This window comes from Streptococcus halotolerans, from assembly GCF_001598035.1.
In the GTDB taxonomy this organism is placed as follows: domain Bacteria; phylum Bacillota; class Bacilli; order Lactobacillales; family Streptococcaceae; genus Streptococcus; species Streptococcus halotolerans.
In genome coordinates this window covers 1,989,096-2,002,289 of the sequence record NZ_CP014835.1, presented here as the reverse complement: position 1 = coordinate 2,002,289, position 13,194 = coordinate 1,989,096, and the positions used below count along the sequence as shown (strand labels likewise).

12 protein-coding genes are annotated in these 13,194 nt (G+C 40.3%); 2 read left to right on the top strand and 10 right to left on the bottom strand.

All coding sequences use genetic code 11. The features are described 5' to 3' along the window. Positions 1-269: 269 nt before the first annotated feature. The 7 genes from A2G56_RS09165 to A2G56_RS09140 all read right to left on the bottom strand — a co-directional run bounded on the left by A2G56_RS09165 (position 270) and on the right by A2G56_RS09140 (position 9,026). Positions 270-527 (bottom strand): DUF896 family protein, encoded by a 258-nt coding sequence (locus tag A2G56_RS09165; protein ID WP_062711823.1) that lies wholly within the window; start codon positions 525-527, stop codon positions 270-272. A 175-nt stretch (positions 528-702) separates the two neighbouring features. After that, positions 703-2,739: a glycine--tRNA ligase subunit beta gene (glyS, locus tag A2G56_RS09160; RefSeq protein ID WP_062711820.1), complete on the bottom strand. Its 2,037-nt coding sequence runs from the start codon at positions 2,737-2,739 to the stop codon at positions 703-705. A gap of 255 nt (positions 2,740-2,994) precedes the next feature. Further along, positions 2,995-3,912, bottom strand: coding sequence for a glycine--tRNA ligase subunit alpha (glyQ, locus tag A2G56_RS09155; protein ID WP_062712547.1), 918 nt, complete (start codon positions 3,910-3,912; stop codon positions 2,995-2,997). Positions 3,913-4,038: 126 nt separating this feature from the next. Beyond that, entirely contained in the window at positions 4,039-4,800 is a 762-nt protein-coding gene (locus tag A2G56_RS09150) for an elongation factor Tu (RefSeq protein WP_062711818.1), read from the bottom strand. A gap of 455 nt (positions 4,801-5,255) precedes the next feature. Beyond that, positions 5,256-6,404, bottom strand: coding sequence for an N-acetylglucosamine-6-phosphate deacetylase (gene nagA, locus A2G56_RS09145; RefSeq protein ID WP_062712544.1), 1,149 nt, complete (start codon positions 6,402-6,404; stop codon positions 5,256-5,258). A gap of 396 nt (positions 6,405-6,800) precedes the next feature. After that, positions 6,801-6,968 (bottom strand): hypothetical protein, encoded by a 168-nt coding sequence (locus A2G56_RS10705; protein WP_157761214.1) that lies wholly within the window; start codon positions 6,966-6,968, stop codon positions 6,801-6,803. Positions 6,969-7,394: 426 nt separating this feature from the next. Beyond that, positions 7,395-9,026, bottom strand: coding sequence for a Na/Pi cotransporter family protein (locus A2G56_RS09140; RefSeq protein WP_062711815.1), 1,632 nt, complete (start codon positions 9,024-9,026; stop codon positions 7,395-7,397). 167 nt (positions 9,027-9,193) lie between these two features. Between A2G56_RS09140 and A2G56_RS09135 the strand changes: the two genes are divergently transcribed. Beyond that, positions 9,194-9,916 (top strand): hypothetical protein, encoded by a 723-nt coding sequence (locus A2G56_RS09135; protein ID WP_062711812.1) that lies wholly within the window; start codon positions 9,194-9,196, stop codon positions 9,914-9,916. Between the two features lie 51 nt (positions 9,917-9,967). On the opposite strand, the gene A2G56_RS09130 is transcribed toward A2G56_RS09135, so the two are convergent. After that, entirely contained in the window at positions 9,968-10,813 is an 846-nt protein-coding gene (locus tag A2G56_RS09130) for a DegV family protein (protein ID WP_062711808.1), read from the bottom strand. A 118-nt stretch (positions 10,814-10,931) separates the two neighbouring features. Between A2G56_RS09130 and A2G56_RS09125 the strand changes: the two genes are divergently transcribed. Then, on the top strand, positions 10,932-11,489 hold the full coding sequence (locus A2G56_RS09125; protein ID WP_062711805.1) for a TetR/AcrR family transcriptional regulator: 558 nt from the start codon (positions 10,932-10,934) through the stop codon (positions 11,487-11,489). A 40-nt stretch (positions 11,490-11,529) separates the two neighbouring features. Here the strand turns inward: A2G56_RS09125 and A2G56_RS09120 are convergent, their stop codons facing one another. After that, the gene (locus tag A2G56_RS09120) at positions 11,530-12,366 is read right to left on the bottom strand and encodes a Cof-type HAD-IIB family hydrolase (protein ID WP_062711802.1); all 837 of its coding nucleotides are present in this window, start codon (positions 12,364-12,366) and stop codon (positions 11,530-11,532) included. After that, complete coding sequence (locus A2G56_RS09115; protein WP_062711800.1) at positions 12,335-13,150, bottom strand: Cof-type HAD-IIB family hydrolase; 816 nt, start codon at positions 13,148-13,150, stop codon at positions 12,335-12,337. Before A2G56_RS09115 ends, A2G56_RS09120 begins: the two co-directional genes overlap by 32 nt. Positions 13,151-13,194: the final 44 nt, after the last annotated feature.

Genomic DNA, 13,194 nt, shown 5'->3' with positions numbered 1-13,194 from the left:
ACTTTTAGCTTACAAAGAATCAGCCAAAATGATGATTTATCAAAACTTTTTTCAAAAATCCTAAGCCTAGGGTTAATCCCCATCAATAAGACAAGATCACGCCAAAGCGATTAACCCTTAGAGGTCTATTGCACAGGAAAACCATGGCGCTTGTACTACTAAATGCAAAAAAACCTAAAATCATTAATCTCAAGATCTTGATTTTAGGTTTTTGTTTATTGTAACAAGTATTGACAACATTTTAATGATTTGACGTTGCCTTTAAGCGATCAAGATTCAGGATCATCCAAACTGCGACCATGCAAGCCTTTTTCACGTTGAATTTGACGGAGTTTTTCTGGTGTTACATCATTGCCATCTTCATCAACTAATTTGATGCCTTCGATATGATGACGAAGTGATCTGCGATAACCGTCAATATATTCGCGTCGGAGTTTATCCTGTTCAACTTTTTCCTCATCAGTGAGGCCAACCGTTTTTTTCTTTCTCGCTAATTCATTAATGCGATTAATTTTAGCTTGGTCCATCTTAAGATATTAAGCCTATACGCCCCAAGAAAGATAGACACTAAAGCGGATATGTTCACATCCAACCAGCGGTTTTCTTTTCTTACGAAGACGTAGGTGAGGGATTTACCTCTAGGGCTTTCCTTTCTTTCTTTATTTCAGAGAAACACGGCCATTATCCGTAGTCCTCATCTTCCTATTTGCTATTCAACTGATTGAAAATGGCGACATAACTAGCTTTGTTCGCTAAGTTTTTCAAGAGAGCCAGACGGTTAGCTTTGAGCGATTCATCCTCAGCCATAACCATAGTATTGTCAAAGAAGTCTGTAATAGCAGGTGCTAGGGCAAAGAGCGCTTCAACATTGGCAAGCATGTCATGGCTAATCTCTAAATCTTCAACAGCTGCATTAAGGGCTTTTTCTTGCTCATTTTCAAAAAGACTAACAGTAATGGCGTTATTCTCAGCTTTTTCAGCTAAGTTGAAAACACGTGACAAACTTTCAACAGCTTCTTTGTAACCAGCTTCTTTTGATTTTTGGAAAATAGCAGAGCTAGCAGCCAGTTGCTCTGTCACTACGTGGTTAGTGCTATCAAGAACAGCTGTGCGAATATCTTTTGGAATAGCTTTATCCATCATTTTATCCACACGCGCACGGATAAAGGTCATGACATCAGCCTTATGTTGATAGGTCAAACTGTCAAACGACAAAGCATAAAGATCAGTGATCAATTCGTCTAACGGCATTTCCCAACCAAAGGCATTCAGGATACGAACGATACCAGCTGTGGCACGTCGCAGGGCATATGGGTCATTAGAACCTGAAGGAATAAGGCCAACAGAGAAGAATGATAACAGGGTATCTAACTTATCAGAAAGCGCAAGGACTGCACCAACTTTCGTTTCTGGCAATTCTCCATCAGCTGAGTTTGGCAGGTAGTGCTCACGAATAGCTGTCGCCACAGCAGCCTCCTCACCAGCTAGAAGAGCGTATTTTTCCCCCATAAGTCCTTGAAGTTCATCAAATTCACCAACCATACCAGTCAAAAGGTCAAATTTATAAATCTCAGCGGCACGAGCGACTGCCTTACTTTCTTCAGCTGAAAGACCAGCTTTTTTAGTTAAATACTTAGCGATAACACCACTGCGTTCCATATGTTCAGCCAAAGAACCAATTTTTTCATGGAAGGTAACATCAACTAACTTAGCTACCAAGTCTTCAATTTTTAGTTTCTGGTCTTCACGCCAGAAAAACTCTCCATCTTCCAAACGCGCGACAAGTACTTTTTCATTGCCCTTAACCACATTTTCAATATGTTGATCATTCCCATTACGGACTGAGATAAAATGAGGTTTCAACTGACCATTTTGATCACGCACCACAAAATAACGTTGGTGATTTTTCATTGAGGTTACCAGCACTTCTTCAGGCACATCAAGGTATTTCGCATCGAAAGCCCCCATGAAAGCCGTTGGATATTCAACCAGGTTAAGCACTTCATTGAGGAGATCCTCATCGATTTCTACTTGAACATCCTCCGCAGCTTCAATAGCTCTGATTTGTTCAACAATCATATGCTCACGCTCTTTGGCATCAGCGATAACAAATTGTCTACGCAAGTCATCTTCATAAGATGTTGCTGAAGCGATCTCCGTTTCTTGACCAAGAAAACGGTGTCCACGGCTCACACGACCAGAATGGATATCCAAGAAATCCATGTCTAAAACGTTATCGTCCAACAGAACAGTCAAGGTATGAACTGGACGGATATATTCAAAACTATTGTTAGCCCAATGCATATTAACAGGGAAGGTCATTTGATGAAGAACTTTGGGAAGGTCGGCTAAAACCTCTTCTGCTGGTTTACCTGCTTCGTTTTTCGTGACATAGAGGTATTCGACCCCCTTAACATCACGAAACTCGATGTCATCAGTACTCAATCCTTTTCCACGAACGAAACCTTGAGCTGCTTTAGTATAATTTCCCTCATCATCAAGCGCAATTTTCTTAGCAGGACCTTTAAAATCCTCAGTCAAATCAGTTTGCTGATCAGCAAGGCCTATCACACGCGCTGCTAAACGGCGAGGCGTTGAAAAAGTCTTGATGTCTTCAAAAGAGAGACGATTGTCTTTAAGGAAAGCGGCAAGACGCTCTCCTAGTTGTTGTTCGCTTGGTGTGACAACGTAGGCTGGAAGTTCCTCCAAACCAAGTTCTATTAAAAGATTTTTTGTCATTTTTCTTTCCTTTTTTCTTTTTACCAATGGTCTTGCAAGGTCTAGCACGCCAACAAATCATTGATTTACTGGATCAACGAAAAAGCAGAAGCCTTGCGTTTACTCCTATCATTTTCAAAGCCAATGCTATTATTGACACAACATCTAGGCTTTTCTGAAGCGACTCCAAGTCACTCTAAATTTACTGCGATGGTACTTTTTGGGATCGCTTTGATACCTAAACCCACATCTGAAACTGTCTAATAGACCATTTGGCTATTCTGCATCTTCAGCGAGAAGCGCTGCTCTTGTTGCTTCATCCAGCAATGGGAAACCAAGCTTTTTACGTTCTGCGACAAAGGTTTTCGCCACAAGACGAGCAAGATTCCGGATACGGGCAATATAGCCAGCACGCTCGGTAACAGAAACGGCACCACGCGCATCTAATAGATTGAAAGTGTGGGAACATTTGAGGACATAATCATAAGCTGGGTGGACTAGCCCCTCTTCTAAAGCGCGAGCAGCTTCTGTCTCAAATTTCTCAAAATTTTCAAGTAACATGTCTTGGTTTGACAGTTCAAAAGAGTATTTTGAATGTTCATACTCGGGTTGCAAGAAGATTTCACCGTATTTAACACCTGGAGCCCACTCAATATCATAAACAGAATCGACTTCTTGAATATAGGAAGCCAATCGTTCCAATCCATAAGTAACCTCAGCAGTGACGGGTGACGTTGCCAGACCTCCCACTTGTTGGAAATAGGTAAACTGGGTGATTTCCATACCATCAAGCCATACTTCCCAACCAAGACCGGCTGAACCAGTTGATGGATTTTCCCAGTTGTCTTCAACAAAACGAATATCATGCTCCAAAGGATTGATACCTAATTTTTCCAGAGACTCAAGATAAAGTTCTTGAATATTGGATGGAGATGGCTTCATAACCACTTGGAATTGGTGGTGTTGGTAAAGGCGGTTAGGGTTTTCACCATAACGACCATCCGCCGGACGACGTGATGGTTCGACATAAGCAGCATTCCAAGGCTCGGGACCAATGGCGCGAAGGAAAGTATAGGGACTCATAGTACCTGCACCTTTTTCATTATCATAAGCCTGCATCAGCATGCACCCTTGGTCATTCCAGTATTGTTGTAAGGTTAAAATAATTTCTTGAAATGTCAATTTTTTACTCAATTTCATTTCCTCTTTCTTTTTATAATCTTTTTTGAAAAGCGTGAGTTTAAAAACACGTTTTGCTTTCTATGAAAACCGATAGGATGGTCCTAATAATCATTTTGATACACCATAAATGACTAAATGTTAGGGTTCTTTCGTCAGTATTTCTTTTTGAACAAGCCAATCTAGTAACGGTTGAGAATGGTCTGTATTTAGCCATTCTTGATAGATCTTAAAAACAGCATCCACTGATCCCACCTTCATGACCAACTCATCAACAGTAAGGAAGCTTCTCCAATACTCATAAAAAATACTAGCGTAGTTGCCATCATAAGTCGCTTGACCAAAATCATTTAATGAGTGCCAACCGTGCTCATTTTGAAACAGGTCAACCAAGTAGCGATTCGCCAGTTTTTCAGCTTTAAATTCCTCAGAAGTGAGAAAGTATTTACGACTAATGTACTCTACCATCCCCTCTTCAAACCAAATAAAACTATCATAATCGTCAAAATCATCTTCGAATAATTCTGACCAATGAGCTAATTCATGACCGACTATCTGAAGTAAGTAATTTTCTCCAACATATTGGTAATGATCAGTCAGCCAATCTTTAATGGCGCTATCCTCATAGCTACCGAGCTGCTTCAAATAAATATCACGCCAAACTGACAAATCAGGTGTCATAACGATTCGGGTCTCATTGGTATATGCTGGAACAGGAATTTGCCTTAACATTTCTGTTGCAGAGACTTTATCTGCCCAAATAATAGCTTTAGGTATATCCTCAACATAATAGTTTCTTATTAGAAATGCGCTATAATCTTCTAACTTGCTTTCGAACGTTTCTAAAAATCGTTGATAGGAAGCTAATTGCTTTTTATCTCGGACAAGATAAAAATAATCCATTTTAACTCCTTTAATAACCTAAAAAACCACGTTTCTCCACTCCCATGCCACTTGACATAGGGGCGTTAAAACGCGGTTCCACCCTAATTTATTACTTACTTCATATGTAGTTCTGATAAACCTAACAGAAAGCGCCAAGTCTTTACTTAGTTCCACCTGGCTCTCACTACTCCAAGCTCGCTGTTAGAACGCCCTAAAGCTCTCTTTCCTTCCTAAAAGTATATCAAATTAGAATCTGATTGTCTATTTTTTAAATGACTTACTAGTATTTTAAAGCTCAGAAGCTAGTCAAGTGCTTTAAAACATTGATAGCCTAAACCTATCACTCCTGATGATAGCCTCAACACAATTCCTTAGAAACATTGATTTAGCAACCTTGCTGATTTTTTTCTATCTCCAAGAAGGCAAAATGTCGAACAACTAATTTTTCTTCCCAGTCTTTTTAATAGTTTTCTTTAGGCTTGATATACTTTTTGACCATCCAGATAAGTTGCCACCAACTCCAAGTCATTGTCCAAAACAATAAAATCAGCGGCGTAGCCTTCTGTCAACTGGCCACATACATCAGCAATACCAACGGATTTGGCTGCTACATAAGAGGCCATTTTAATAGCTTCTTCAGGTGTGGCGATCCCCCATTGGACGACGTTTTTAATCCCATCTTTTAGTTGGAGAATAGATCCTGCTAAATTACCAGAAGCTTTCAAGCGTGCGGTTCCATGTTCCACAATAACCGGAAATTCACCCAACATATAATCACCATCAGGTTGACCACCTGCACGCATACAGTCTGTAATCAAGGCAACATGATCATGCCCTTTTTCACGCATAAGAATCTCACTGGCTACTGGTGAGACATGGTGCCCATCAGTAATGAGTTCGGCATAAGTATTTGGAATATTGTAGACCGCACCAACCATGCCTGGTTCTCGGTGAGTGAGTCCCCTCATCCCATTATAAGCATGAACCCAAACAGAAGCACCTGCATCTACTGCTGCTTTCGCTTCTTCATAGGTAGCATTAGAATGTCCCAGAGCCACCGTCACTCCTTGTTTAGTTACTGTTGAAACAAACTCTTCAACCCCTTGACGTTCTGGAGCTAGGGCAATCTTTTTGATTCGTCCGCCTGCTGCTTCTTGCCATTTAGCAAATTCATCTAAACTAGGGTCAAACATATAGTCTGGATTTTGGGCACCCTTGTACTCTTCTGTAAAATAAGGTCCCTCGAAATAAATACCTTGAATTTTTGCACCTTTAACGTCATCAGCGACACTGGCAACAGCTACAGAGGCTTTTTCTAAAGCTTCTGATGAGGAAGTTAGTGTCGTCGGTAAAAATGATGTCACTCCAGTTGACAAAAGCCCTTCGCTCATTGCATGAATGCCTTCAGGTGAACCATCCATGACATCCCAGCCAGCAAAACCATGAATGTGAGTATCTACTAAACCAGGAGCAATTTGATAACCTGAATAATCAAGAATATCACCTTCAGTTGGTTCCTGACTCTGCCAGCTGCCAAAGTGACCATCAGTTAGTTGAAGATAACCTCCTTCCTTTGTTTCATCTACAAAATAAAATCGATCTGCTTTTACATATTGTGTCATGTCTGTACTCGCTTTCATCCTTTTTCTCTTATTATACGCTCTTGAAAAAATTTTTCAACTGGTATATACCAAAAAGAGCTTGTTAGCCCAAAAAAATTCGAGATCTTCAACAGCAAGAAGAGAACAACCAATAGCTAAACCATTATTTTCTTCAATCAGGTCATGACTAGCATCAACAGCAATGTTCTAAGCTACCTGACAAAGACAGGAGCCATCAGAAACCCACTGATCTAGCTATAGAGTTCATATCGATCAGGCTTTAATGTAACTTTTTTAGGAAGAATACGGCATCCTCATCAACCGTTTCTCACGATAGTCTAAAAAAGAATCAAGTAGGGAACGAAGTTCTAGCTCCTCTCACACCACCGTTCGTACCATTCGGGAGCAAACGGTGATTCAACTAACTGTTAACGAGAATGCATAGACTTCCACATCGTTCATTTTATAGAGTCGTTCTATTGATGCTGTTCTCGATTGATAACCAATAGCCATCATTGACACTTTCAGTTCACCATTTTTCAGGCCAAGAATGATCATAGGCAAGGCTAACTTGAGTAAGATCATTTAATTGTTCGAATCCTTTGTTATACTTCCATTACAAAAGCGTCACTACTACTTCTACTTCGAGCAAAGAGTCTAAAGACTCTAGGGAGAATTATCTGTTTCGCACAGACCTTTTTCCGAATGCAATTACTCTCGTAATGGATGCATGTTAATGATGTCTACTTTTGGGACTTTATCGTTTTGGGTCTGCTTATCCGCTATACACATCTTGATATTGTTTTCCAGTTCGTCATGCCATGATATCACTATTCTTTCCTCTGACGGTTTCAATGTCTAGCATCAGACTTAGAAGTTACTATTAGGTTCACCAGTAGTGGATGACAACAGAGGCCTTTCACCTTAGATGTGCAACATGCCCGTCGTATTCAAAAAGACCTTAGAAAAGAAATTCTAAGATCTTTGTTTTCGGGTTCTATAAACTTTCTTTTAAATGACATCCTCAATAACTTTTTCAACCAAGTTGATGCCATGATCAGAGATACGCGTGTAATGAGATAAGATATCCACATAGCTGATACCTGCTTGCGCTGAACATTCCCCGCGGTTAAGACGTTTAGTATGAACACGACGATATTTACGCTCTAACTTAACAATATCCTTATGGCGCTCTAAAAGTTCACCAGCCAATACTTTATCATGGTCGACAACCACACGAATGCTGTCTAGAACTAAGCGATGCGCCATCGTATACATTTTCTTTAGCTCAGCCTGAGCTTCTTCTGAGAAAATGACATTTTTAGACAGTGTTTCTGTCGTCAATTGCGCTAACTCATTAGCATGATCAGCGATACGCTCGAGGTCACGAGAGGAGTCTAGCGAACTGGCAAGTACTTCATTTTCACTCTCATTAAGAGCTTCATTTGAAATAGCAATAAGATAGCTGGTCAATTCTTCATCAATCGTATTAACAGCATTTTCATATTTTTCAACTTTAGCAGCATACTTACTATCAGATGAGGAAATATAAGCATAGGAAGCTTCTAACGCTTGAACAGAATAGGAAGCCAAATGAACTAATTCACGTTTAGCATTTCCAAGCGCAATAGACGGTGCTGACGTGATAAGACCACGGTCAAGATAAAGGGCTTCGTATTTAACCACTTCATCCTCACCCGGAATGATTTTCGTGACAATGTAAGCCAAAGCCCCGATGAATGGAAATTGCACCACGGTATTGGTAATGTTAAACGTTCCATGGGCAAAGGCAATCGTCATTTCTTTTGTCAAGCCCAATTGACCTTGGAACCATGCCACTAAATGCGTAAATGGTGCTAAGAGAATCAAGCAGATGACAGTACCGATCACATTAAACATGACGTGAGCACCAGCCACCCGCTTAGCAGCAATATTAGCTCCTAAAGCCGCCAAGACAGCCGTGATGGTTGTTCCAATATTATCACCAAAAAGGATTGGTAGGGCACCATTCAAATCAAGCAAACCACCCGCATAAAGACTTTGCAAAATACCGATTGTCGCTGATGATGACTGTATGAGAACTGTCAAGAGAGTCCCGATGAACACCCCTTGAAGCGGCTTATCGCTCAAACTAACCATATAATCGCGAAAGGCTTGAATGTCTCTCAGCGGTGCCATGGCATCCCCCATAAGGTTCAAGGCGAAGAAAAGACCACCAAGACCAAAGAGAATTTTTCCTAAATTATTGAGTTTTCGATTTTTCACAAATAAGAGTAATACCGCACCGACAAATAAAATAGGGAGTCCATAGTCTCCTAATTTGAAACCAATCAAAAAAGAAGTAACTGTCGTTCCAATATTGGCACCCATAACAATACCAATAGCTTGTCGCAGCCCCAGAAGACCCGCTGATACCAAACCAACCGCAATCGCAGTCACACCTGAACTAGATTGAATCAATCCAGTAATGACAATCCCAATCAAGACTCCCAAGAAAGGATTGCTAGTGTATCTGTCAATATAGTCACGTAATTTATCCCCTGCAGCTTGTTGCAAGCCATCTCCCATATATTTAATACTAAAAAGGAAGAGACCTAGACCACCTAGGAAGCTAAAGGCAATTTCTTGCCAGTTGATAGACATATGTTTATCCCCAAACTTTTTTATTTTGTCTACTAGACAACACTTCTATTTTAATAGAATATGATAAAGGGCACAAGGATTTTTTTAAGAAATTATGGGTTTAGGTTGGCATTTTAACAATTGTCCTTTATAATAGTTAAAGAATAAGACGATATGAAGGAAATCAAATGTTAAAATCAAAAAGTGAAACACTCTTTATGCTCTTGTCTGTATTGCTCCTCATCGTTATTGGGGGAGTTTATATACTAGCTAATAAGTCTACTCAAGAGCAAAGCTCTAGCCAAGTAACAAAAACAAGCCAGTCGAGCTCATCAGAAGCTATTAAAAACCAAGAAGCTGCCGAAAAAGCGGTTAAAACATTAGAAGATAAGCCTAATGATGACCATTTAAAAAAAGCTAAAGAAGCTTTGGCTAAACTGCCTAAAGGTGACTTGAAGGACAAACTGCAAAAACGTATCGATGCTGTTGAAGCTGTTTTAAAGCAAGAAAAAACAGCCGAAAAAGCGGTTAAACAAGCTAGTGAAACGCTGTCAGCAACTGATATTGATGCTGCTCAAACAGAAATCGACAAATTAAAAGATGGCGATAAAAAGACAGACTTGCAAAAGCAACTCGATGATATTCGCCAACGCTTAAATGCGGAATTACCAACTGAACCAGCCCCCTCTTCTGAAGAATTGGACACAGAAACAGAAACTGAGGACAATGATAATGCTAATCAGTCCGGGGCAGTTGAAGCTCCTCAAAGTCGACCTAACATCTATACACCAGTAACTCCAGCCCCAGCTGCTCCTGCTCCTTCAGCTGGGACAAACCAACCTGAACCAGCAAACCCTGGCTCATCTGATGCTGCATCAGCTGAGCCTGCTGATAATGCTGATGCCCCATAGATAGTGTGGATCAAAAAAATCGGTAAGCTAATGTTGTAGCTTACCGATTTTTTATTGGATTTCGTATCCCATGAGAATGCCACCCTCTTCCGCATAAAAGCTACACAAACCAGAAGTTGGTACAATTTGAACATCTGCCGTAGGATAGTCTTTCTTAATCGCCTCTTCTAGCTGTTGACAGATGGCAGCGTTATGACAATGAGCTATTAAAACACGACCACCTTGATAACCTGCCTTGACCATTTCTTGATAAGAAGTTGATACTGATTTTTTTTGTCCCTTAGCCTTGTGCAAGAGCTCCAACTTTCCTTCTGCGCTAGCCTTACCAACCATACGAATATTTAGCAGTCCGATAACCTTTCCAAGCACTTTATTCAAACGTCCGTTTTTGACTAAATTATCCACCTTGGCAAGAACAAAAATCAATTTCGTCTTTTCTTGATAATCTTTTATTTGTGAAACAACATCATCAAATGATAAGCCTGCTTCAGTCAATTCCTGAATTTTTTGCACTAAAAGATCCATTTCACCGCCGGCTGATAAACTATCAATGACATGAATATTAGTATTAGGATGGTCTTCAAGATACATTTCTTTAGCTATCTGGGCACTATTTTGACTGCCAGATAACCCGCCTGTTATGGTAACAACCACAATATTATCTGCCCCTTCAAATGCTTTCATATAGGCATCTGGACTAGGACAAGCCGAGGTAGCTGCTGCCTTTGTTTCTTTAAGAACATCAAGCATATGCTCGACATCTAGTCCTTCATCATCAATAAACAATTGGTTTCCAACCTGTAGTGTTAAAGGAACTCGTACAAAATTAACATCTTCTGCTAGATCTTGTAACACTTTCAGATCGCATCCAGAATCTGCGACAATTTTCCAAGTCATACCTTATCTCCTTGTACTTTATTTTGACATACAAACTACTTTATAATAAAATTATATCATTAAACATCCCAAAAATACGCAATTTTTAGTCGGATGTCACAAAAAGAAAGGATTTGTCATGGCTACACAAGTTATTCCTGAACCATCTCTTAAGCCGTTACAAATAGCCAACCAAGAAGCTAAACAAGCCACCAAGGAAGCTATCGAAGAAGCCCTCATACTCCTCATGGAAGAAAAACCTTTAGAAAATATCTCTATTTCAGAGCTTACGAAAAAGGCAGGGGTCTCTCGTAATGCCTTCTACCGCCATTACCAAACCAAAGAAGTATTGTTTCATAAAATGATTAAACGGGCAACATTAAAAGTGGTTAAAGGCTTACAACGGTTTAATTTTCAGACCGAACGTTACCAGGCCTGGCTATACCTCTTTAAACAGGCTAAGAAAAATGCTCGCCTTCTTAAAATAATCCTTAAATACAACATGCTGCAATGGATTTACGATATCATTATCAATCGCTTGAGTAAATTTAGAAAACTAAATGATAGCAAACAAAATCAGTATCGACATTCCTTCTGGAGCCAAGCTGTCCTTTCTGTTCTAGGTCGCTGGATTAACGAAGGCATGGTTGTCCCAGAAGAAGAAATGGCAGCAATGGATTTACCCCTGTTAGTCTAAACCATAAAAGCTAGTTGCACGAGGCAGCTAGCTTGTTTTTTTATAAAATATGATCATAAATAGCTTTAGCGACCCCTGATTCTTGATTGGAATGCGTCACAAAATCAGCTTGTGCTTTAACAGCATCTGAAGCATTTGCCATCGCTACGGCAACTCCTGCAAAATCAAACATTTCTAAATCATTATTACCGTCACCCAATACCATAATGCTTTCTGGAGCTAGGTTTAACTCTGCCGCTAGGTCCTTCAGAGCACGGCCTTTATCAACGCCGAGCGGTAGAGCTTCATAGGCGTAGTCCATACTACGCACTGTTGCTACCTGTTCAGATAAAAGAGCATCTGCTCTGTCTTGGAAGGCGTCCATGACCGTCTCTTCTCCCATAAAGACTGCAACAGCTACTGGAATATCTAGATCTAAAAATGCCTCAAACGTGGTGTGATATAGCTTAGAATTTTCAATCTCCGCATCACGGATAGCTGCTGGATAGAGCTCTTTTCCCAAGGCATAATTGGCTTCTTGAGTGAAGAACACCAGATTAATGCCTGGGGTATTGTCAAAGATAGCGACTATATGTTCCAAAGCTTCACGAGAGAGACTATGGGAGGCTAGCGGTGACCAGTCATTGGTCTTAAAAAGCCAAGAGCCGTTGTTGGCAATCACATAATCATCTTCTAAACCAAGTTCCTGAGCATAAGGTAAAATACCTGACTTGGGACGCCCCGTACAAATGACAACATGAACCCCAGCTTGACGCGCCTTCCTAATGGCTTCTTTATTTTCTGCGGTTAATTGTTTAGCCTCATCCAAAAGCGTGCCATCCATATCAATGGCAACTAACTTAATGTTAGGATTTAAGGACAAATTCTCTGATAGCATAGGCAACTCCTGCTTGATCGTTGTTTAGTGTGATTTTATCGGCATGAACTTTAACCGCCTCTGAGGCATTTCCCATGGCAACTGCAAATCCTGAAAAATCCAGCATCTCAATATCATTGTTGCCATCGCCGATGGTCATGATTTGACTGGGGTCCAATCCTAACCGTTTGACAAGTTCTGCTAATCCAGTAGCTTTATTAGAATGTTGAGGTAAGACTTCATAAAGAAAGTCTTGGCTACGCACGCCAGTATAAGCGTTCACAATGTCAGTTTCGTATTGGTTCTGAAAGGCATCGATAGCTTTTGGGGTTCCCATGTACATGGCATTGTATACAGGCTCTTCAATGGTTGACAGGTCTTCTTTTTTGATTGGCAATAAGTTGGTAAAGACTGAATCAGCATCAGCTTGAGCAATCTCTGAAGGTTTTTCTCCAACAAAATAATAATCCTTATTAGTTGCTAACACCAGATCAACTTCCAAATGATTATCCACATAAGACTGCAATGTTAGCATATCTGAATGGCGCAAAGGTTTGCCATAAAGAGTCGACCAATTGAGCGTTTCATGAAGCGAGCAGCCATTATTTAAAATAACATATTCTTCTTCGTGAAGACCTAGTTGATCAAAATATGGCTTCACCCCAGCCTGCGAACGACCGGTACAAATCACAATTTTAATACCAGCAGCAACAGCTTCTTGAATAGCGTTGATGTTTTCCTGGGATAATTTTTTTTGACTATCTAAGAGCGTGCCATCCATATCGATAGCGATTAACTGAACCATCCTAAACCTCTTTCTACTTTATCACTTACTATTAGCATAGCAAA